Raw genomic sequence first — 21,357 nt, forward strand, 5'->3', positions numbered from 1 at the left:
ATTACCCTCCATTCTCTATTGCTTTATGAAGCTCTTCTCCGAGCACTCTACGCATAAGGGCACGACCTTCCGGACTGGTCATCATTTTTGCGAAAGCAGGGAAATCTTTGACCTGCTTAGCCATTTCACCAAAATCCATCGTCATGTTCTGAATAATGATACCGCCTGTGGAACGAGTGGCTTGTTTCATCATACGGGTAGCAACCGGTATTCTGCCGCCTTCCGTTACTTGACTGCGTGGCAATACATCAATGGCAGCCCGTCCACGAAGCGGGCGATTCATTGCACCTGCAATGAGATTCATCTTCTGTCTAACAGGACCTGCATCCAATCCTCCCGCAAACATCGACATGAAGTTGCCTGCCCATCGGTCTGATTTGCTGGCCGGGCCTTCCTTCGTCGGAGAACTGAATCCAAGGTACCTCTTAAAGATCAATGCCGCACCGGAAACAGCAGTACTTAACAGCGGGAACTGACTACGAATACCGGAAGCGAGCATCGAAATCAAATTACTTCCCCAGTTACTTCCCTGCGCTGAAATATTTTTCAATGATTCCAGATGCTGCTTCGTTTGATTGGCCGCACCCTTTGCTGATGTACTAACACCTGCAAAGCTTTGTCCGGCTTTCTTCGCACCAGCAGCAATTTCCTGCGTGCTCCGGGCCGCTGTGGTACCCAGCTGCTTTGTTTGCGCATTCGTTTTCTGCGTAGCAGAGCCTACAGCATGGATGTCCCCTTGCGCCTTCTTCGTATTTGAGCCTTTCCACCATCCCATAACGCTAGACTTCATTCTGTTAAAGGTGTTCTGTACTCCTTTGCCGGTTTTTTGGAAAAGGGAAAAATCCATCTCGATTCCTTTTTGTTTCATGGAAGTCTTTAAAGAACTAAAAGTTCCTTTAAAGCTCTCTTTTACCTTTGGCGAGATAGGGACGACAGGAGCAGGGGGCGGTGAAGGCTTGCTTGCAACTGCGTTTTGTACTCCTTTTTTTGCTGGTTCTTCTTTTTTGGATAAGCCAAAAAAATTGGCTGCCTTATCCTTGTAAGAGACCAATGTGTCTTTTAGAGACACAACTGTATCGACAACCTTTGCTGTTACACCACTCGCATCTGCTAAACCACCAATTTTCCCTCCAATGTAACTTCCCACCGTAGTTCCTACCATGGTTCCAACAGGGCCAAGCAAAGAACCGACTGCTCCCCCTACGGTACTACCAGCAACGTCGCCTACAACAGCACCACCGTTTTGCGAGACAGCTTGTCTCCAACCAACATCTTTTGCTGTTTCATATAACCCATAGGCTTTCGATACAGTATTTATAACTCTGCCTGGAATGCTCCCGTTCTTAACCAATCCTGTACCTACAATGCCTTCAGTATTCAACGGTCCTTTATTCCGATTAAATGACAGAATACCCTTTATGCTTCCGAAAAGTCCCTTTTTAGGAGTTTCTGGTGTCTCTGACTTTGGTGCTGTATTTTTCTTTTTGTTCTTGGGAGGGCTAAGATTTTCATTATCCTTTTTCAGCTTAGATGGCACAAAGTCTCTTATTCTGCCCCAGAACCCTTTCTTCGGTTTTTCTGACTTCGTTGCTGTATTTTTCTTTTTGTTCCGAGAAGGGCTAAGGTTTTCATTATCTTTTTTCCGCTTGTTTGTCTTGCCTCTGCCAGTGCCGCTATGATTTTCTTTTCCCGAGTCCCTCTTACCAGCTGCTCCGTTAACATGAACCGTTGTTGCATGAACAATCATGGATGCGGTGGATAAATCCCGTCCGCCTTTACCACCGGAAGATTTTTCCGCACCTTCTTCTCCATTCTTTTTCTTACCGGAAAAGATGCTTCCTAGTTTATCCCAGAAAAATTCATTGGCAACTTTAGCTCCTTTTTTCACTCCACCAATTGCCAATCCGGTCCCGACAATTCCTGTGGTTGCTACAGCAAGGGAACCTAGCGTGGACATGTTGTCCATTTTCTGTTTAATCCAGCCAGCAGCTTCGGCCAGCAGTTTAAAGACAGGCGTTATGTCCTTCGCAATTGTATTACCCAGCTCGATGAGTGCATCATTAAGCGTCTTTTGCGCGATCAGAAAATCTCTCCACGGTTCATTTTCACTTACTTTTTGATACTTCTCATCAAGCACTCCTCCAGTTTCTTTGGTTGCGTCAGTTTTTCTCGCGGATACCAAAAGTTTAGCGAGCATCTCCATTCCCGGGTCAGAGCCAGTACCGAATTCTTTCATAATGTCCTGCCGTTTTTGCTCATTCTCTACGCCACCGAATATTTGCAGCATCGTACCAGTTGCAAGCTGGCGTTCGGTTTCGCTCCCGGATGACATGCGACCGGCGATTAACTTTGCTTGCTCAGCCGCCTTTTCTTTCGCCTTCTCTTCTCCCTGTTCCCTATATGCCTTCTCAATGACACTTTCCAGACCCCCATCCTTATGAAGGGCAAGTGTTCTTTCTTTTAATGCATTTAGACCTTTATCTACAGATGAAAGACCACCCATCTCTTTCGCAAGAATGGCTAGCTTTTCCGGAGAATCGATGAATTTGGAGACTTTAGGACTGGAATCTATAATTGATGTGAGCACATCGTCTTTAATGTTTTTTGTATTGTCCATTATATAGGCGATAGAATCGCCAAAGCTTTTGGTACTTCCAACATTCGGCATAGAATCTTGCATAGCCAGCAAGGCTTTTTGATATCCCGCTGCTCCATCCTTGATTGGATGAGCCACATTAAGCTTTAGAGCCTGCTCTGTAATTTCCTTGCCGTGGCCTGGATTGCTCATTTCAGCTGCTCTAAGCAAGTCAGTAACTTCAGATTTTTTTTTGCTCGGATCGATTAAAGTAAGAGCGTCCACCTCTTGTTTTACTTCTGTATCACTTTTTCCAGTCCATGCTTGGTATCGTGCAGTCGCCTGCCCTGTAGATACCATATCCTCGAACAACGTTCCGCCGCCAATCCATGAAACGATCTCTTTAGAAGTATCTTTAAGAGAAACCAGACCTTCACGGATTTTTTCAATTTTACTTTTCGCTTCCTCATCTTTAACATTAACGGAGAGAGTAACAGCCATTTCATCTATCTGCTGAAGCTCAGAACGAAGATCAGATACATCGCGGCGCGTACGACTAACGACCAGCTCGATCCCTAAGTCTTTCCCTTTCCACTTCTCCATCTCTGAAGCTGCGGCGCTGAATTCACGTCCAACAGCTTTTGCCTGTGCGGCAATCTCCGCTAAAGCCGGAGACAGCTTCTCTTCACCGGAGAAGCTAACGGTAACAGAAGCTCCCATCCTTTCACCTCGACTTTCATAGAAAAGAACGCCATGGATAGCATCCTATCCTCTATTCCCGCATGGTACGCTTCATTTCTTCCTCTGCGATCATTTCAGCCGCCATACAGAAAAACTTCTGGCGCTCCCGATCTACCTCATATTCCAGTATTTCTTCAGGCAGCCGATGGCGATTAATCCACATGAAAGCTATCCAGCTTGCTTCGGCGTCTCTTCTGACGAGATCTTTCCCTCCTTCAGTAACGCCTCCTTCGTATCAGTAAAGTTACGTACCGCCTTGCTTAGTGCCGCGTAATCATCGGGGTTATCCAACAGGCGCGGTGGCAGCTCGAACTTCTCAACGCAGTTGTATGCCTTTAACAGCTCGGCGTTATTCCAGTCGAATTCATGCTCGGTCGCTTTGACGATCATGACATCGATTTCGTTGTACGTTTCTTTCGGTGTGCCGTCCTCTTCCATGGCCAGTTCAATCGCTCGGCGCACTTCCATCGTAGTCAATCGACGTACAGACCAATGCTCCCCATCTGATTTCACCTTGATGATCTGATCGCGGCGTCCGCCCTTCGCTCTTTCCAAATACTTTTGTAATTTATCGCTCATCGCTTTTTCCTCCTTAAAATCATTGATTTGGATTTTTCATAGTAAAAAAGAGGGCTGTACGCCCTCTCCCATTCTCTTACGCCATATATTCGGGGAACTTGCCGACAAAATCGAAATCTGTCGCCGTTCCGCTCAATGTAATGTCAATGCCTTTATTTTCATCGATTTTCGCCACCAGGATGTCAATATCATTATGGATATGAATGCCGGTAATGAGGACGCGCTCCGTATTTCCGGTCATCATATCCTCCAGAGAACCGGTGATACGATCAAGAAACATCGTTTTTCCTTGCTTGAACAACTCAAGCATGCGGTAACGAAGGCGTGATTCCAGCTTCGACATGACAATCTTCACCGGAATTTCATAGCCGACAATTTGCTTTGTCTTCGCCATTCGTCTCGCTCGAATAATATCCAGTGTTTCCGGCTTTAAAATTACTTCAATCTCCTTAATCGTCTGAATCGGATCACCATTGTCGTCCTGTACTGATAAATTACGGCCAATCAATTCGCGTTCCATTGATTACGCCACCTCCCAATCAATAAAGAATGCTTCTATTGCATCAAGCGGCTTCGCCAAAAGCTTGAAATAAGCGAAATCGAAGTCGCTTTCTTTCACCGGATGCTCCTCAAATTTATAATCTGTCGCAATTGCTTTTTGCTGCGCTCGGATTTTCAGATATTCTGTCACTGCGCCAATAAAGATGGCTCGGCCATCCGGATCGTTATCCAGCTGTGCCCGGTACCGTTTACCGACCGAATAAATGTCATTCAAAATTTGATCAATGGTCATCGATACACGGATTTTCCCAAAATCTTCTCTTTCACCTGAACCAAGCGTCGTCAACGTGTTTACCGCAGATTCGATAATATAGTCGTATCCGTCACGTGTCGCCATGAGCGTTCCTTCAGCCAGTCCCTTCATCACTTCACTATGACCCCAATCTACTTTGGCGAGCTTCAATGGAACCTTGATGCCAGTGAAGGACTTGTTAGCTGGTGTACCTGCTACGAGACCCGCTACCCAGGCTGCCCACTGAATGGAATTGTACTCTTCTCCATTCAAATGCTGTCCGGCGATGGAACTATTAATGATAAATCGGGCATTCAAGGCACGGGAACGCTCGTTATGCGCTTCAATGTCACCATCCTTCGCAGCATCCCCGGCTACAACGAGTTGCGCCAGCTTGCGTGCCTTACTGCGCCTGTCCAGCAGCCATTGCTTGCACGCCGCCTGAACAGCCGGGTCCGCAGATGGCAGATAAAACACGTCAAATTCAAGTCCATCTATACGGTTAAAAATACGGCTCCACTCGCCAGCGGTAATCGTCGCCGTTCCAGATGCTGCTCCAGTCAAGGCTGTATAAGCAATGTCTTCCAACGGGGTGCTTCCGTTGTTCTTGAATCGTACCATGCTAGATTTTTTAAGCTTTTCTTCCGCTTCATTCTTATCAGCTACAAGATAGGTCTCCGTATCATAAATCATCTTCGTATCGCGGATGATGATTTCTTTCTTTGTCGAATCGACAAGGCTTGGACGAATCATGTATTCGAAGTCTTCGCCACGTTTTCCCGGGTATTTGGCCTGTACAGTATAGCTGTCCGCTACTTCATGAACAGCAGCCTTTTCCTGCTCATTCGTTACGCGATAACCGACCACGGTAGCCCCGTTCTCGGCCGCTAGTTCAACCGTATCCACCAGCAATCCGGTTTCCAGCAAACGTTCGGCCGTGTCTGCCATATCTACCGCAAAATTTGGTTGCCCCCATTCCGCCTGGTATGGAACAAGTACGCGTCCTGTAGTCGGCAGAACCCGTGCTTTTGCTTTGGCTAGGAGATCCACATATGCTCCTGATCTAATCCGTTGAATTGACATTTTTATCCTCCTTTGGATGCAGGTAGGCATCCAGTTTTTGTTTTACTTCCTGCTTGGTTAGCTCTGCATTTGCTTCGCAATCAAAAAGAGCGCCGGCCATCTCAAAGCGTTCTGCTTTGAATACAGGCCATGCGCTCTCAATCCATTCGGATTTTTTTCGCTTATTTACTTCACTTTGAATGGATGCAGCCGGGGACTTTCGCACACGTTTCTCACTCATCTCTTCACCTCCTTTCCATTAAATTCGACATAGAAGTCATTAATTTTCATTCTATCTGTCGCAGTCGATTTAGGAACATGCAGCAAATAGGAATACTGAAACATCACCTCCATTCGATCACTCTTCTCCTGGGTTCGGGGTGGCTCAATTACCAGCATGGTTTTAAACTGCTTCGACGCTACGCAGTATCGTTGCTGACGCAAATACATGAAGAAGGGAGCCAAATCAAACGGTATCGGCTCCCCTCTCTCTTGTTCGTCAATCTGCTCATATTCATAGTGAAAAACCAGTCTCACGTCTTCTACAATACGAACTGATTGCCGTGTATACATTTTTTCAGATATAAGGTCAGCTTCGATAAAAGCGCTGGGCCGCATAAATTGACCGGTTTGCCACATATCCCTCTCCCAGCTAACAGGAAGGTTAGGATATATCCGGTTTATGATTTCGGCCCATACTCTCTTACCGATATCCATCATCCGAATCACCTCCCTTCGCTTATCTTTCCTTGCGTCCAGCATACCACGCCACAATTCCCTCTCACAAAAAATGCCCAAAGTGTAAAGCAATGTCTAAAATGTCAAACAGCTCACTCATGGGCACCCCCCTTGTCCTTTCCTTTACATCACAAAAAAAGCCTGCCATTATGCCGGCAGGCCTTCCCTCATCTCGTCTTCATACATATTCCACGCCAGGTTACGTATCATTGCTCGACGAATCGTATCCACTGTCTGACGACTCACACGAAGCTGCTGCGCAATTTCATACATCTTCATACCATCCAGCATCCCTTCCGCTACCACTCGCTCTCTCTCATCCTGTAGCGCAGCTACAGCGGCCTCCAGCTTCTTCACCTTACATTCATAACGCTTCATACGCTCCCAATTCCTTAAGAATTTCTTAGCTTCCCTAAACGTTACATCCGAATGTACGCCCTGTGCCTTTGGTAACGCTGCCTCTATGCCATATTGCGCTGTTCCTCCTTTAATCATGTCTTCCAGCAGCTCTCTTGGATATTGCTTATATTCATCCTCCCGGCTTTTTAAAGACGTAATACTTTCTACCATCCAGCGATAATCTCGCAAGTCCTGATCCACACGCTGTACAGCTTCTAGTGCAGGCTCCAAATCCGGGAACAATTGTTGTCCCTTCTGAACTTTCATCTGTGACGCTTCATACTCTTCCCACTGATGACAACCTTGTACCTTGCCAATATGTTCTCCATGAATCTGGCATCTTGTTGTTCTTCCCCAACCCGTTCCCGGACACTTCTCGCAAACTTCCTCTAACCATATTTGTTTATTCATAGTACTCCTCCTTTTATATAACGAATTCCGTTACCAAACAAACAGAAAACAACTTTGTTCATACGTAAGTTATTAAACGACTCTTCCCCCTCGAAATACATTTTGCTTTACAGAACAACTATTGTTTGTCCACGACATTATTTTAGATAATATTTCCAACTAACAACATCCGTTACTCACATATTAATAACGAAACCCGTTATAGTCAATAACCATTTCCGTTTTTTTCTCAATTTGCGTTATTTTTGTTTCCAAATCCGTTAGTTGTGATATATTTATATAGAGATGGAGGTGCGAGGATGATCGGGAGACGGATTAAAGAACAGCGTCAAAAGGTAAAATGGACCCAAAAAGAACTAGCGAAAAAGGTTAATGTTTCTCCTCAAGTCATATCAAACTGGGAAAGAGAATACACAACTCCCGACTCTACCCATATTGCGCTTCTTTCTAAAGCGATGCAGGTTTCTTCTGATTATCTTTTGGGTCATACAGACGATCCTTCATTTAAAACGGGAGCTACTGACGACTCCAATATAAATATTGCTTTCTATGACGGTTTAAAAGGTTTCGAAGATCTCGATCCGGAACAGCAACAGGTCATTATGGACACAGTTGAAGATATGGTTGCTCGCTTTAAAAAACGAAAACAAGAGCGACAAAATAAGAAAAATACATAACCAAGCGTGTTCAAAAAGGAGGACAAACAGAGCCTTAAGTTCAAGGCGGAGCAGCGGAGAGGCTTCGTAACTCTGTTTCCCGGACTTTTTGAATCTCCCCTAACCCTGCTTGGCGAACGAATCAGGCAGGGAATTATTATAAACATCCGAGAAAATTATTACATAAATGTATATGTATAGAAGGTTTTAAAGCTAAAGCTCAATTGAGCTTTTCTTTTTACACAAAAAAGGAACATACGTTTCCACCAAGGAGAAGCTTATGCTCAATTACTACAAGAAAACGGAAGTGGAATTATGTATCGAAAAGCTATATAAAGATGCCGGAATTTTATCTCCGTCCGATCTTTCATTGGAAAGGCTATGCAGCGTATTCAATATCGAAATCCAATATTGTGAAGATACACAATCAGCCATTTGGGATAATGAATTCGCCATGTTTTTTCTCAACCCGTACTCTTCTTTACAGGAACAAAGGGCGACATTCTTTCATGAGCTATGCCATCCACTGCGTCATGTAGGGGACCAACGCAGAAGACACCCGGCATTCCGCGGGCTTATCGAACTGCAAGAGGCGCAAGCAAGGAATTTTCAACCTTACGCGGCCATCCCGTTCTTTATGGTAGAGCAACTCGAATTACCTAAATGGGATAAAGAGATTGTCGGCCTGTTCGTCCAAAGATTTTCTACAACTTACTTTTTAGCGTATCGGCGCTGGGAGCAAATTAAACGACGAATTCTCCAGGGAATCTTTGATGAAAGAATTAAGTTTCATTTAGAAGTGAGAGAGCAAGCTTTTACGGAGCGGAAGAAAGGAGACGATACATTTTTTTATTAATAAAATAGAACAAACATTCATGTTGCTCACAATTTATTCACTTTATCCACAGACAGCCACTATGCCTGTAAGCATAAAAAGACGCCGGTTGCCTATCGAGCAACCTGACGTCGTAGCGTAGTTTACCTTTACTATATACATCTGATTTGATAAATCGATAAATTCTTGTGGTGAGAGGGAAGAAAAGAAAGAAGGGCGGTGGGGGAGAGCGGTCGGAAAAAGACACGTTTGCCTTTCTTCTGCTGGAGCGCAGGGCGCATCCAACCTTTTCTTTTTTCCGAATCGCCTACTTCCAACCACGCTACCCTGTCAAACTATCAAGTGTAATTTATATAGTTACACGCGATGCTTAGCTTTTTCTCGGATAGAAGAAATCGTAGATTGGACTGAAATACGCTCCGGATTGGTCATAATCTCGATAAGTGCAGGAGCATTCGAGGCCACAGCACGTGCCAGAGCTTCTTTAAAGTCTTCGTTTGTTTCGACTCTTACACTTTGCACGCCGAGTGCTGTTCCAAGTTCAGCGAAATTCACGCTTCCAAGATCGGTACCGATGACTCTTTCTGGATAATGTATTTCTTGGTGCATACGAATTGTACCGTACATGCTATTGTTAAAGACAAGCGCAATCACCGGAATGTTGTAACGAGCAGCCGTCTCCAGCTCCTGCACTGTCATCATAAATCCACCATCACCAGATAACGATACGACCGTTTTGCCTGGACTTGCCACTTTGGCGCCGATCGCTGCGGGAAGTCCATACCCCATCGCACCGGATGTCGGACCAATGTACGTTTTCGGACGATTGAAAGAGTAAAAGCTGTGCAGCCAGCCAGCAAAGTTGCCAGCATCATTCGTAATCATCGTATCTTCTGAGAGTACTTCCTGCATTATACGAATAATTTCTCGATTATCAACGGCGTATTCTTCTTTAGCTATCCCTTCTCCTGCAAGTTCATATGCTTCGCGTCGTTCTTTAGCCCATTCTTCCCACATGCATGTTACATTCATATCCAGCAGTGCTTCAAGCGCTTCTCTCGCATCCGCCACCACGCCAAGATCAGGACTGTATGACTTGCCGAGCGTAGCTGCATCAATATCGATGTGAATGAGTTTCGGATTTTGCGGGAAAATCCCGTAGTCTTGCGTCGTTACTTCAGACAGACGTGTGCCCACAACCAATACGACATCCGCCTGACCCAACGTATCAAGAATGGGAGAGAAAGTGCCCAATCCGGAATGACCGACATATAAACGATGGTTATTCGGGAAAATATCGTGACGACGGAACGCAGCCATGACCGGAATATTGAGTGCCTCAGCCAGCTTCAAGAGTGCCTGCTCACCATCTGCTGCAATAACACCACCGCCCCCCAAGATTAGCGGACGTTTAGCGTTAGCTAGAAGCTGTTCAATAGCTGCTACTTCACTGGCACCAGGGCGCGGCTTCGGCACTGGTGCAACCGGACCGAATGACATTTCCGCTTCGGCGACCAACACGTCTTCCGGAAGTGCTACAACTACCGGACCCGGACGACCACTTTTTGCAATACGGAATGCGCGCTGCACTAATTCTGGCATACGTTCCGCGTCTTTGATTTCAACTGTCCACTTGGCAATATGGCCGAAGAAGCGATCGAGCTCGACTTCCTGGAATCCTTCCCGCCCACGGAACTTACTATGCACTTGCCCCAAAAAGACAACCATCGGAGTGGAGTCCTGGTAAGCAGTATGAATACCGATGGCGAGATTCGCACCTCCAACTGCACGTGTGGCCATGGCTACACCTGGCTTCCGTGTTGCCTTTCCATATGCTTCCGCCATAAAGGAGGCTCCCCCTTCATGGCGTGTTGAGATTAACTGAATATCTCCAGACTCATAAATACTGTCCATCAACGGAAGGTAGCTTTCACCAGGGACACAAAATACATGCTCCACACCTTCCCGTTTCATGCATTCAACAATCGCCTGAGCCCCGTTCATTACTTTTTTCATTTTATCTTTCCTCCTATTCTTTTTTCTATTGAACATCTAGCGGCAAATAGCCAATTTTGTTTTCATGCGATTAGCCGCTTCTAAAAGCTTATTGGTTGGTACAGATAGAGAGATTCGGAAATATCCTTCGCCGTATTCACCAAAAGCCGTGCCAGGTGTGACAATGACCCCCGCTTCCTCAAGCACTTTAGAAGCGAATTCACCCGATGTGTAACCGTCTGGAACAGGAGCCCAGATGAAGAAGCTGCCCTTCGGAGCATCCGTATCAATACCGATATCCCGTAAAGCGGCAATCATGGCATCCTGACGTTCCTGATAAATAAGATTATATTCTTCTACACATCTCTGATCTGACAGCAGCGCAGTCGCTCCCGCCTTCTGGATAGGGAGGAATTGACTCGTATCCATATTGCTTTTAACGATAGAAAGTAGAGACAAGGCTGCTTTGTTTCCTGTTGCATATCCAAGGCGCCACCCTGTCATGTTATATGTTTTGGAAAGGGACCCGAATTCCACGGCGACTTCCCTCGCCCCTTCTACCTGCAAAATGCTCGGAGCTTTGTATCCATCGAACGTTACCATCTGATATGCTGCATCATGAGCAATGATAATACCGTTCTGCTTTGCAAATGTCACTGCTTCTCGAAAGAAGTGCCCATCGGCTACGGCTGCCGTCGGGTTGCCAGGATAATTCAAAAACATCAGCTTTGCTTTCTGCACAACATCCCTAGGAAGTGACGAGAAATCAGGCAAAAATCCGTTCTCCTTCAACAGCGGCATACTGTAAGGAACGCCATTTGCAAGATAAGTCGCTGCCTGGTATACAGGATATCCTGGATTAGGAATAAGCACGATGTCTCCCGGATCAATGACCGCGGAGATGAAATGTCCGATTCCTTCTTTTGAGCCGATAAGTGCAAGAACTTCACTTTCGGCGTCTAGGCTAACATCAAATCGTTTCTTATAAAAATGGGCGACAGCCTCCCGAAACTCACCACACCCGCTATACCCTGGGTATTTAAAGTTGTTCGGATCGTCCATTTCGGACTTGAGTCGTTCAACAATATGCTTCGGCGTTGGCAGATCCGGACATCCAATTCCTAAATCAATAACGTGAACACCTTGTTCTTCAAGCTCCCGCTTTTTTTTGTTGATTTCATGAAATAAGTAGGGAGGAATATTCTGAAGCCGCTGTGGTTTAACAACCATATTCATCGCCCTCCTGGTTACTTTTATTTCTATAAATGAAATAGTATTTCTTATATCGGACAAAAACGCGGCCGATTCTTAAAATATTTCCTTACAAGCCGTCCTAACAGGGGTCAGCTTGCATAGGATTCGCAAATAGAATCGACGTACACCAAAATTAATCAATCATACTATCAAAGATAGAGCATTATAGAAGTACCGGCATTTTATCTATATACATCTGATTTGATACATCGACAAATTCTTGTGGTGAGAGATAAGAAAAGAAGGAAGGGCGGTGGGCGNTATCTATATACATCTGATTTGATACATCGACAAATTCTTGTGGTGAGAGATAAGAAAAGAAGGAAGGGCGGTGGGCGTATCCAACCTCTTCTTTTTCCGAATCCCCTACTTCCAACCACGCTACCATGTCAAAATATTAACCGTAACTTATATAGAACCATAGCCTGCTCAATGGTATAACCAAAACGGTAAGGATTAGCTTCATCAAACCGTTTTCCTATAAGTTGCATACCTATGGGTAATCCCGAAGAAGAGAAACCGCAAGGCAATAATAAACTTGGAAACCCAGTTACATTCGTCGGGGCAGTCATCCGCTGGATAGCGGCTCGAACCCGTTCTTACTTATCATTTATTACCGCATATTCCTGTCCAATATTAGATGGAAGGATAGGAATAGTTGGTGTTACGATAACATCTACTTCATTCAACAAATCATTGAAGTGGCTGATGCTCTCAGTTTTAATATACAACGCTTTGGCGTAATGGTAACGATTTCGGCACCAAGAAAAAAATAATAATAGCAATACCTTTTATAACGGGCTCTATGCCATTAGGGGCAAATCCACCATTTAGAAAATAAATAGCTTCGCTTCCTTTTCATATATTGAAATGCCATTTTAATTTACATAGTATTATTATATAAATATTTTCGAAAATATCAACTATTTTTAGAATAGATTGATATTTGGAAATATAGAGGACTTATCTTAGGGAGCTGATGATCAAAATAGCTATCTTTTAATTTAGTTAAAAATAATAATCCTTTGTCAAAAAACATTCTAAGCACTTAAAGTGTTTGACATGAAATTCTTCTTATCGTAACATGATTTTTTAATTTAGACATTTAGTATCAAGGGTTTTGATTTAGTATATTAAAATAATTTAGATAATTAACAGGAGGAATCAGCATGATCGGCAGAACATTGGAAGAAGTAAGACAAGAAGGAAAAGAAGTACACACCGAAGAAGGGACCTATCCTTTATCAGAAGATTAATTTTGTATATAAAATAAATATAGGCACAGAGATATTTTATTAATAAAACAAAAAATACCTTTGTATTTTAAATCCAGATTGCCCTTTAACAACGAGGGCAATCTTTTTTTATTAAATGCCTGCTTCCGAATAGCCAAGTTCTTTGGAGATGTATGCGGCTGTATCTTTTGTTTTTTGCCGTACGATTTCCTCGAATTCGCGACTGATTCTTGTTGTGGGGCCGCTCACGCTCAGCGCTGCAACAACCTGTCTCGTATAATCACGTACCGGATAGGAAATACCAATCGTGTCCTTGTCTTGTTCCCCACGACTAATCGCGTAGCCTTCTTCTCTTATTTTTTGAATTTGTTGCCGTAATGTTTCCTTATTATCGACCGTGTTTTCTGTTAACTTTGCGAATGATAGTTTCTCGATAATAGCTTGTTGCTCCTCTTCAGGTAAATAAGCAAGCAATAGTTTTGGTCCGGAGCCGATATAGAGTTCAGAGTGCTTACCTACACGCGTGTGAAGACGGACTGCATGACTGCTTTCTACTTTTTCGATATATATAGCTTCATCCCCGTCCCGCACCACCAAATGTACTGCTTCATTGATATCCTCACAAAGCTCTTGCATCCAGGGTAGAGCGATGTTGCGTAGCTCAAGCTGTTCGGCTACAATGCCTCCCAATTCAAGCAGTTTTAGTCCTAGACGATACCGAACATCCTGGTCAGTATTTTTTATTTTTGACAAGAATCCACATGCTTCCAAAGAGGAAAGTAAACGGTATGCCGTTGGTCTTGGCATATCCGATTTGTTTGACAGTTCACTCAACGTCAATTCTTTTTGCTCACTTGAAAAAAAATCGAGTAATTTTAGCGCTTTTATTACACTTTGATTCATATACTCCCCTCCCAATAGTGCAACAATATTCATTACCTTGCATCAACGAATGCAAACAAGATTTTTCTATACATACTTTTGATACAATTATAGTTTATTTTTAGGTGCTTCAAATATATATTTTACCATTTCAAAATGTAAAACGCCTATTCAAAAACATTGTATTTTAAATGACATAAGGAAGAGACACGGCCGCCATTTTTCTGCCGGGATGCAGGGCGTATCCCCCCTCTTCTTTCTCTATTCCTCCTACTTCCAGCCACGCTACCCTATCAAAATATTAAGTGTAACTTATATAGTAGCCAACAAATCAGCCAGTATAAAAATGAAATACTCATTGCAATTCAAACCATTTCTGCAAGTAATCTGAGTCAATTGGCAAATAAATTACTAGATGAATTGAAACGTTTTAAATTAGAATAATATTTTCTACTAAAGCAAGAATATTTTGTGAAAAAACGCCCTTTTCGTCCATCTTACAAAGTGAACGGAAAGGGCGCTGCTGTCAAATCTTGTACACCATATGCTTAAAAACATTGGTTTTAAGTAGATGGCGGCCCCGAGAGGATTCGAACCTCCGACGCACGGTTTAGGAAACCGACGCTCTATCCTGCTGAGCTACGGAGCCATATATTTATATATTATATATATCTTTTCCCTGAATGACAAACCCTCGATTGCATTTTCTCTTTCCTTACTATTATATGCAGTTTTACATCGAATACAGCTATTTTATCTTCATTATTTCTATTTTGTACGAAAACACATACAGACGTTTCCCGGAAATTGCCCGGCAATCTCAGCAAAAAGATACGGAACAAAGAACGGGAAAAAAAGTAAAAAATTCTCTCTTATCCCCGATTGTTGTGCTTTATTGAAAAACGTACGTATCCATATCTGATATTTGTTATTATCTGTTTACGAGATGCGGTGAAAGCAGCCAGTATACATTACGCTTCTCCAACTAACTAACCACATGATATAGAAAAGGCGTACACAGATCATTCTGTCGTACGCCTTTTCATTTTATACAGAAAGTACTTACCTTACTTCGCGCTCTTCGGCGTAAGCTTTTCTAGACCACCCATGTATGGACGCAGTGGCTCCGGAATCAAGACGCTGCCGTCTTCCTGCTGGAAATTCTCCAGGATGGCTGCCATCGTACGTCCGATAGCAAGACCAGATCCATTCAACGTATGCACAAACTCCGGCTTTGATTTGCTGTCGCGACGGAAACGAATACCTGCACGACGCGCCTGGAAGTCTTCAAAGTTACTGCAGCTCGAAATCTCACGGTATGTGTCATAGCTCGGCAGCCATACTTCAATGTCGTATTTCTTCGCTGCCGTAAAGCCCAAATCACCTGTACACATGCTCATGACGCGGTACGGGAGATTCAATACTTGGAGAACTTTCTCCGCATTATTCACGAGGCTTTCCAATTCATCATAGGAAGTCTCTGGCTGTACGAACTTAACCATTTCTACTTTGTTAAACTGATGCTGACGAATCAAGCCGCGCGTGTCACGGCCAGCAGAACCAGCCTCAGAGCGGAAACAAGCACTATATGCCGCATAACGAATCGGTAACATATCCGCCAACAGGATTTCATCCCGATGGTAGTTCGTCACTGGTACTTCTGCGGTCGGAATAAGAAAATAATCCGTATCCTCCAGCTTGAACGCATCTTCCTCGAATTTTGGAAGTTGTCCGGTACCGGTCATGCTTTCGCGGTTCACAATGTATGGTGGCAGAATTTCTTCGTAACCGTGTTCGGTAGTATGAAGGTCCAGCATAAAGTTAATTAAGGCACGTTCCAGCCGTGCGCCCATTCCTTTATAAAAGACGAAACGGCTTCCGGTAACCTTCGCAGCTGCTTCAAAATCGAGAATACCAAGCTCAGCTGCTATATCCCAGTGCGGCTTCGGTTCAAAGGCAAACTGAGGCGTAGCTCCCCAATGGCGTACTGGTACATTGTCATCCTCCGTCATTCCCACCGGTACGCTTTCATGCGGTACGTTCGGGATGCCGAGCATGATTTGGGAGATTTCTTCTTCCAATACGCGGATTTGTTCGTCATATTCTTTAATTTTTGCCGATACTTCTTTCATTTCGGCAATCAAATTATCAGCATTTTGTTTTTCTTTTTTCAGGCGTGCGATCTCTTCGGAGACGACGTTGCGTTTGTTTTTCAACTGCTCGCTTTCAGCCAGCAGCGAACGGCGCTTTACGTCCAAGTCAGCGAATTTATCGATTTCGTTTAGTTTTTCTCCGCGCGTTTCGAGCGCTTTTTTAATCGCGTCGAAATCGGTGCGCAGGCGTTTGACGTCTAACATACATATCTCCTCCTGAATAAAGCTTAGAAAATAAAAAAATCCCCTCCCACCTAAGGGACGAGATTACCCGTGTTGCCACCCTACTTCGGCATATAAAGCTCATAGCTTCCATGCCCTTCGACACATGATAACGGATGTGTAACCGGACCGGCTTGTCGCCGACGGCTCCGAGACGGATTTCAGCGGCCTGTTCGTTCGGTTCGCACCCTCCACCGACTCTCTGGGCGTCCAGCTTCCGCTTACTTATTCTCATCATAGCCTTTATACACTGTAAAAAACTACACCTATACTTTACTATATCTCAAAATAATATGCAAAATTTATCTTTCGGTAATTTGCAGGAGACAGCAGTTTCCATTGTTTAGCGATTCCGGATATAAAAAGGGACGCCATAGGGGGCGTCCCTTCGCCTTACACTAGCTGAACAATCCTTTAATCATATTGCCCAAGCTGCTGAAAATATCTCCGATAAATCCAAAGAAGGAACGGAAAGCGAGGCGAATCCAGCCTGCCTCCTCTACTTCGTCTTTGGCTACCAATGTACCGCCCGCTTTCTGCTCGTCAATCGGACGAAGGAATTCGTCGGCTTTGCCGTTCGGTCCGACAATTTTAATCGTTCCAATTTCCTGCCCCTGTTTTATAGGAGCGGTAACCTGCTTCAACACCGCTTTCGGCTTGTAGGCCCCTTCTTCACCTGCTTTTACTGGGTAAAGTACGTCCTGACTCGCCAAAGCAACCACTTCTTTATCAGTTCCCTTGTCGACTTTAGCCATCTCACCGCCCGGCACTTGTGCACCTTTTTTGAGAAGCGGCTGCATCTTATAATTGTGGAAGCCATAATCAAGCATCTTGCTTGTCTCTGTGAAACGGCTCAAGAACGATTTAGCACCCATTACAACAGTAATGACACGAATACCGTTGCGTTCTCCCGTACCAGTAAAACAAAAACCGGCCGCGTTCGTATGACCTGTTTTCAAGCCGTCCACTCCCGCATACTGTTTCACAAGCCCCGGAAGCATCCAGTTCCAGTTATCCATTTTCAACGGACGAGAAGTTCCTTCGCGGAAGGTTTTGTGTGGGATTTTGGTTGTCTCTAATAATTCGGGATACCTTGTAAGTAATTCCTTAGCCAGAATAGCCGAGTCTCTGGCAGACATCATGTTTTCGCCGGTCGCCGATTCCGAAGCGAATTGCTTTAAGTCCGCAAGCGGAAGGCCGGTTGAAGTAGCAAAATACGTCTGCGTCATGCCAAACTCTTTTGCTGTTTTGTTCATCAGCTTTATAAATTCGCTTTCGGAACCCGCTACCGTCTTAGCAAGCATAACGGTGGCATCATTAGCCGAGTAAATAGCCATCGCATCATAAAGTTCTTTTACAGTATGTACTTCGTTCAGGGCAAGCAATACGCCTGATGTTTTCGACTTTCCAAGGAATGCACCATACTCATCAACGGTGACTTTCTGATCCCAGGATAGTTTTTTCTTCTTGATGGCATCCAACACAAGATATTCGGTCATCATCTTGGTCATGCTAGCCGGAGGAAAAGCCTGATTCTCATTGTATTTGTACAGGATTTTTCCCGTCTTCGCCTCAATCATAATGGCCGAATTCACGTCCAGATTAAGCACTGGAGCCGCTGCCTGGACTTGTCCAGTGTTTACCGTGAGAAGAATCGGTACAAAAAACACCAGAAACGCCAGTGCTAGCATAATCGGTTTCTTCATCTGTCTAACAAGTAGCGTTGACAACTCTCGCACCTCCACATGAATTACACAATACTCTTAATTCTACCATACAACACTAAAAAAGACAGGGTGTTTATTCCCTGTCTTCTTAACTATTTTCTTACAAAAATATTACGAAAGCGAATAGTTTGGAGCCTCTTTTGTAATATTTACATCATGTGGGTGGCTCTCTTTTAATCCGGCATTTGTAATACGGATGAATTGAGCATTGTTTTTTAGTTCTTCAATGCTGCCAGTTCCGCAATACCCCATGCCTGCGCGCAAGCCTCCAACTAGTTGATATACGGTATCCACCAGCGGTCCTTTATACGGTACGCGGCCCTCAATGCCCTCAGGAACCAATTTTTTGTCGTCCTCTTTCTCCTGGAAGTAACGGTCTTTACTACCTTCCTTCATTGCGCCAAGAGATCCCATGCCACGGTATACTTTGAAACGACGGCCTTGGTAAATTTCAGATTCTCCCGGGCTTTCTTCACATCCAGCGAACAGGCTTCCGATCATAACTACAGATGCACCTGCTCCGATGGCTTTGGCGATGTCGCCGGAATATTTTATTCCGCCGTCCGCAATAATCGGAATGTTGTATTCCCGTGCTACAGAAGCGCAGTCATAAATGGCCGTAATCTGAGGTACACCAATACCGGCAACAACACGTGTCGTACAAATCGATCCAGGTCCGATACCCACTTTAACAGCAGAAGCACCTGCTTCAATTAAGTCACGAGTCGCTTGTCCAGTAGCTACATTACCGGCCACAATGGTCAGGTCAGGATATTTTGCTCGTACTTCTTTTACCGTATCGATTACTCCTTTGGAATGACCATGTGCCGTGTCGATGACAAGGCAGTCGATTCCGGCTTTTACAAGGGCCTCAGTGCGTTCAAATGTATCTTTGGATACGCCGACAGCAGCGCCGCATAGAAGTCTTCCCTGGGCGTCCTTGGCAGCGTGAGGGAACTGGATGGCTTTCTCAATATCTTTAATTGTAATAAGGCCCTTCAATTCGTTGTTTTCATCGACGATTGGAAGTTTCTCGATTTTATGGCGCTGTAGGATTTCCTCTGCTTGTTTTAACGTTGTGCCTACCGGAGCAGTTACCAGTTCCTCTTTCGTCATCACTTCTGCAATCTGCACAGAATAGTCGTGAACGAAACGAAGATCGCGATTAGTAAGAATACCGACCAATTTATTTTTCTCATCAACGATTGGAACTCCGGAAATACGGAACTTGGCCATCAATTTTTCCGCATCTGATACCGGATGATGGGGCTGTAGAGAAAATGGGTTGGTAATAACACCGCTTTCGGAGCGTTTAACGCGATCAACTTCTTCCGCCTGTTGTTCCACTGACATATTCTTGTGAATAATTCCCATGCCTCCCTGACGTGCAATGGCAATGGCTAAGGCCGATTCGGTTACTGTGTCCATACCGGCGCTAATCAGCGGAATGTTCAACTTTACATTCTCACTCAACTGTGTGGAAACATTAACGTCACGCGGCAACACTTCAGATTTCCCCGGAATAAGCAATACATCGTCAAACGTCAAACCTTCTTTACTGAATTTATTTTCCCACACGAGAAATACCTTCCTTTTCTATTAGTTTGTTGGTCGTGTTTTGTTAGTCGTGTATTTATATTATCGAAAGTTTAACAAACCCCTTATTTTACTGTCAAGAACACTGTAATATAGTTCGGCTTTTCTGTAAACAATAACAGAAATTAAGCGTTTTCGTACCTGTATTTTCTATTTTCACGAATAATTAGAAGGGAAAAGGTGAAGGGCATGTATCAGGCGGTCCATACAATAATGTGTGAAAATCCGACGAAAAAAATGTGGGACAGCTACCTGTATTTCGAAAGTGAACCTACCACCAAAACATTCTTACAGCAAATATATGAAAAGCAAAGTATTCAGAAATCTAATGTGTATGCATTTCACAATGCCTCAAAGTTTATCTATTACATAAAGCAGGCCCGACAGTATTACTTCTCAGCTGCCAAAAGTGATATTCTTGTCCAGCCCTTGCTTCTGTATTACGGGATGGTAAGTCTTTTGAAAGCATATGTGCTTACGCGTGATCCCCAATATCCTTCAAACACACGGGTGCTGCAACATGGAGTAACAAGCCGTAAAATCAAAAGAAATTATTACTCGCTTGCTGAAGATGAAGTTCGTGTACAAAAAGAAGGACTTCTTCCATATCTTTATAGTTTTCTAAGCAAAGAACCGTTACATGAAAAGTATCGATTACAGGATTTGTTAGCCGTAATACCAGAGCTACAGGCAGCCTACCAACGGTTATATAAACAGACTTCCCTGACCTCAGTATCTCTTTCATCACATCGGAACTTTGAACGCTTATGCACAATCTTTTACCTTCCCGATTTTGTTCTCGATAACGCTCATTTGACATATGCATCATTTATCCATTATTTAAACCGCTACAATCAAGGAGAGGCTTATTTTGCAGCCTCTTCGCTTGAAGCTCCCCGTGGCATTATTCGGCTGGAATGGCACCATCCTGAGAAAATACATGTTACAGAAAGCGGTAATGGCTTTGAGAATATTTTATTCCTCCACGACTATAAAGGGAATTTTTTTTATAAAACACAAGCAGGCAAAAATCATACGATACCGGAAGTAGTCATTCATTACATGATTATGTACGTGCTAGGCATGCTTTGTCGATATGAAACAGAAAGATGGGGAGAAATCGTGTTCTCATTTATGTCTGAAGATATGTATATGATTCAAGAATTTTTGACGCTTTCTGCAAGGAAATTTCCAAACCTGGTATATGATTTACTTTTACAGGAAAGACATATTTTTTATACTGAATGATTTTTCATTATAATAAAACCAAAAACCCCCTCACCTGATTGCTCAGATAAGGGGGTTCATTTATTACACTCTGAAAACTGAATCAGAAGAACGTGCGCATGTGTTTGGTTAAGCCCTCGACCGATTAGTATTCGTCAGCTCCGCGTGTTGCCACTAATCTTTGCCGATACTACCTTCATTTCGGCAATCAAAGTATCAGCATTTTGTTTTCCTTTTTTCAGCCGAGCGAGAGCTTCGGAGACGACGTTGCGTTTGT

21 protein-coding genes, 1 tRNA gene and 1 other annotated feature are annotated in these 21,357 nt (G+C 44.0%); of the genes, 5 read left to right on the plus strand and 17 right to left on the minus strand.

The genetic code is table 11. The features are described from left to right. Position 1: 1 nt before the first annotated feature. The 8 genes from AF333_RS26120 to AF333_RS26150 all read right to left on the minus strand — a co-directional run bounded on the left by AF333_RS26120 (position 2) and on the right by AF333_RS26150 (position 7,298). Positions 2-3,295 (minus strand): glycine zipper family protein, encoded by a 3,294-nt coding sequence (locus tag AF333_RS26120; RefSeq protein WP_043063682.1) that lies wholly within the window; start codon positions 3,293-3,295, stop codon positions 2-4. Between the two features lie 52 nt (positions 3,296-3,347). Continuing rightward, positions 3,348-3,479, minus strand: a complete 132-nt coding sequence (locus AF333_RS37025) for a hypothetical protein (protein WP_021619946.1) — start codon at positions 3,477-3,479, stop codon at positions 3,348-3,350. Positions 3,480-3,484: 5 nt separating this feature from the next. Next, complete coding sequence (locus AF333_RS26125; protein ID WP_235497031.1) at positions 3,485-3,829, minus strand: hypothetical protein; 345 nt, start codon at positions 3,827-3,829, stop codon at positions 3,485-3,487. A 142-nt stretch (positions 3,830-3,971) separates the two neighbouring features. Then, positions 3,972-4,415, minus strand: coding sequence for a phage tail tube protein (locus AF333_RS26130; RefSeq protein ID WP_021619948.1), 444 nt, complete (start codon positions 4,413-4,415; stop codon positions 3,972-3,974). A gap of 3 nt (positions 4,416-4,418) precedes the next feature. Beyond that, positions 4,419-5,771 carry a phage tail sheath subtilisin-like domain-containing protein gene (locus tag AF333_RS26135; RefSeq protein WP_043063684.1) on the minus strand — a complete coding sequence of 451 codons (1,353 nt, stop codon included), beginning with the start codon at positions 5,769-5,771 and terminating at the stop codon, positions 4,419-4,421. Further along, positions 5,752-5,991, minus strand: a complete 240-nt coding sequence (locus AF333_RS26140) for a hypothetical protein (RefSeq protein ID WP_043063685.1) — start codon at positions 5,989-5,991, stop codon at positions 5,752-5,754. The genes AF333_RS26135 and AF333_RS26140 overlap by 20 nt, the downstream gene beginning before the upstream one ends. After that, positions 5,988-6,470: a hypothetical protein gene (locus AF333_RS26145; protein WP_043063686.1), complete on the minus strand. Its 483-nt coding sequence runs from the start codon at positions 6,468-6,470 to the stop codon at positions 5,988-5,990. The genes AF333_RS26140 and AF333_RS26145 overlap by 4 nt, the downstream gene beginning before the upstream one ends. A gap of 165 nt (positions 6,471-6,635) precedes the next feature. Then, positions 6,636-7,298 carry a LuxR C-terminal-related transcriptional regulator gene (locus tag AF333_RS26150; protein ID WP_043063687.1) on the minus strand — a complete coding sequence of 221 codons (663 nt, stop codon included), beginning with the start codon at positions 7,296-7,298 and terminating at the stop codon, positions 6,636-6,638. Positions 7,299-7,597: 299 nt separating this feature from the next. On the opposite strand from AF333_RS26150, the gene AF333_RS26155 reads away from it, so the two are divergent. The 3 genes from AF333_RS26155 to AF333_RS36360 all read left to right on the plus strand — a co-directional run bounded on the left by AF333_RS26155 (position 7,598) and on the right by AF333_RS36360 (position 9,163). Next, a complete protein-coding gene (locus AF333_RS26155) occupies positions 7,598-7,975 on the plus strand; it encodes a helix-turn-helix domain-containing protein (protein WP_043063688.1) in 378 nt (125 codons plus the stop codon). A 259-nt stretch (positions 7,976-8,234) separates the two neighbouring features. Further along, positions 8,235-8,810: an ImmA/IrrE family metallo-endopeptidase gene (locus tag AF333_RS26160; RefSeq protein ID WP_052811686.1), complete on the plus strand. Its 576-nt coding sequence runs from the start codon at positions 8,235-8,237 to the stop codon at positions 8,808-8,810. A gap of 167 nt (positions 8,811-8,977) precedes the next feature. Beyond that, a complete protein-coding gene (locus tag AF333_RS36360; RefSeq protein WP_235497032.1) occupies positions 8,978-9,163 on the plus strand; it encodes a hypothetical protein in 186 nt (61 codons plus the stop codon). On the opposite strand, the gene AF333_RS26165 is transcribed toward AF333_RS36360, so the two are convergent. Both AF333_RS26165 and AF333_RS26170 read right to left on the minus strand, forming a co-directional pair. Further along, a complete protein-coding gene (locus tag AF333_RS26165; protein ID WP_043063689.1) occupies positions 9,147-10,805 on the minus strand; it encodes a thiamine pyrophosphate-dependent enzyme in 1,659 nt (552 codons plus the stop codon). The genes AF333_RS36360 and AF333_RS26165 overlap by 17 nt on opposite strands. Positions 10,806-10,841: 36 nt before the next feature. Then, positions 10,842-12,014, minus strand: a complete 1,173-nt coding sequence (locus AF333_RS26170) for an LL-diaminopimelate aminotransferase (protein WP_043063690.1) — start codon at positions 12,012-12,014, stop codon at positions 10,842-10,844. A 303-nt stretch (positions 12,015-12,317) separates the two neighbouring features. Here AF333_RS26170 and AF333_RS36365 point away from each other — a divergent pair, with 303 nt between their 5' ends. Then, positions 12,318-12,479: a hypothetical protein gene (locus AF333_RS36365; protein WP_235497037.1), complete on the plus strand. Its 162-nt coding sequence runs from the start codon at positions 12,318-12,320 to the stop codon at positions 12,477-12,479. Here the strand turns inward: AF333_RS36365 and AF333_RS37755 are convergent. From AF333_RS37755 to guaB, 7 genes are all read right to left on the minus strand, one after another. Then, positions 12,428-12,610 carry an amidase family protein gene (locus tag AF333_RS37755; RefSeq protein WP_074715466.1) on the minus strand — a complete coding sequence of 61 codons (183 nt, stop codon included), beginning with the start codon at positions 12,608-12,610 and terminating at the stop codon, positions 12,428-12,430. The two genes, AF333_RS36365 and AF333_RS37755, sit on opposite strands and share 52 nt — an antisense overlap. 27 nt (positions 12,611-12,637) lie before the next feature. Then, positions 12,638-12,769 carry a hypothetical protein gene (locus AF333_RS37255; protein ID WP_158502276.1) on the minus strand — a complete coding sequence of 44 codons (132 nt, stop codon included), beginning with the start codon at positions 12,767-12,769 and terminating at the stop codon, positions 12,638-12,640. Positions 12,770-13,405: 636 nt separating this feature from the next. Then, complete coding sequence (locus AF333_RS26175; protein WP_043063691.1) at positions 13,406-14,176, minus strand: IclR family transcriptional regulator; 771 nt, start codon at positions 14,174-14,176, stop codon at positions 13,406-13,408. 551 nt (positions 14,177-14,727) lie between these two features. Further along, positions 14,728-14,804: transfer RNA gene (locus AF333_RS26180), tRNA-Arg, on the minus strand. A 418-nt stretch (positions 14,805-15,222) separates the two neighbouring features. After that, positions 15,223-16,512, minus strand: coding sequence for a serine--tRNA ligase (gene serS / locus AF333_RS26185; RefSeq protein WP_043063692.1), 1,290 nt, complete (start codon positions 16,510-16,512; stop codon positions 15,223-15,225). 50 nt (positions 16,513-16,562) lie between these two features. Further along, positions 16,563-16,777: a binding site (T-box leader), on the minus strand. 151 nt (positions 16,778-16,928) lie between these two features. Beyond that, positions 16,929-18,260, minus strand: a complete 1,332-nt coding sequence (locus tag AF333_RS26190) for a D-alanyl-D-alanine carboxypeptidase family protein (protein ID WP_235355875.1) — start codon at positions 18,258-18,260, stop codon at positions 16,929-16,931. Between the two features lie 108 nt (positions 18,261-18,368). Continuing rightward, the gene (gene guaB, locus AF333_RS26195; RefSeq protein WP_043063693.1) at positions 18,369-19,835 is read right to left on the minus strand and encodes an IMP dehydrogenase; all 1,467 of its coding nucleotides are present in this window, start codon (positions 19,833-19,835) and stop codon (positions 18,369-18,371) included. 207 nt (positions 19,836-20,042) lie between these two features. Here guaB and AF333_RS26200 point away from each other — a divergent pair, with 207 nt between their 5' ends. Then, entirely contained in the window at positions 20,043-21,101 is a 1,059-nt protein-coding gene (locus AF333_RS26200) for a YaaC family protein (protein ID WP_074715462.1), read from the plus strand. Positions 21,102-21,357: the final 256 nt, after the last annotated feature.

This window comes from Aneurinibacillus migulanus (assembly GCF_001274715.1).
Classification (GTDB): Bacteria; Bacillota; Bacilli; order Aneurinibacillales; family Aneurinibacillaceae; genus Aneurinibacillus; species Aneurinibacillus migulanus.

Excerpts from the sequence above, each read along its gene's own strand:
- AF333_RS26120 (WP_043063682.1), bottom strand. The coding sequence starts at position 3,295 with ATGGGAGCTTCTGTTACCGTTAGCTTCTCCGGTGAAGAGAAGCTGTCT.
- AF333_RS37025 (WP_021619946.1), bottom strand. The coding sequence starts at position 3,479 with ATGTGGATTAATCGCCATCGGCTGCCTGAAGAAATACTGGAATATGAG.
- AF333_RS26130 (WP_021619948.1), bottom strand. The coding sequence starts at position 4,415 with ATGGAACGCGAATTGATTGGCCGTAATTTATCAGTACAGGACGACAAT.
- AF333_RS26135 (WP_043063684.1), bottom strand. The coding sequence starts at position 5,771 with ATGTCAATTCAACGGATTAGATCAGGAGCATATGTGGATCTCCTAGCC.
- AF333_RS26140 (WP_043063685.1), bottom strand. The coding sequence starts at position 5,991 with ATGAGTGAGAAACGTGTGCGAAAGTCCCCGGCTGCATCCATTCAAAGT.
- AF333_RS26145 (WP_043063686.1), bottom strand. The coding sequence starts at position 6,470 with ATGATGGATATCGGTAAGAGAGTATGGGCCGAAATCATAAACCGGATA.
- AF333_RS26150 (WP_043063687.1), bottom strand. The coding sequence starts at position 7,298 with ATGAATAAACAAATATGGTTAGAGGAAGTTTGCGAGAAGTGTCCGGGA.
- AF333_RS26155 (WP_043063688.1), top strand. The coding sequence starts at position 7,598 with ATGATCGGGAGACGGATTAAAGAACAGCGTCAAAAGGTAAAATGGACC.
- AF333_RS26160 (WP_052811686.1), top strand. The coding sequence starts at position 8,235 with ATGCTCAATTACTACAAGAAAACGGAAGTGGAATTATGTATCGAAAAG.
- AF333_RS26165 (WP_043063689.1), bottom strand. The coding sequence starts at position 10,805 with ATGAAAAAAGTAATGAACGGGGCTCAGGCGATTGTTGAATGCATGAAA.
- AF333_RS26170 (WP_043063690.1), bottom strand. The coding sequence starts at position 12,014 with ATGGTTGTTAAACCACAGCGGCTTCAGAATATTCCTCCCTACTTATTT.
- AF333_RS37755 (WP_074715466.1), bottom strand. The coding sequence starts at position 12,610 with ATGACTGCCCCGACGAATGTAACTGGGTTTCCAAGTTTATTATTGCCT.
- AF333_RS26175 (WP_043063691.1), bottom strand. The coding sequence starts at position 14,176 with ATGAATCAAAGTGTAATAAAAGCGCTAAAATTACTCGATTTTTTTTCA.
- serS (WP_043063692.1), bottom strand. The coding sequence starts at position 16,512 with ATGTTAGACGTCAAACGCCTGCGCACCGATTTCGACGCGATTAAAAAA.
- AF333_RS26200 (WP_074715462.1), top strand. The coding sequence starts at position 20,043 with ATGTATCAGGCGGTCCATACAATAATGTGTGAAAATCCGACGAAAAAA.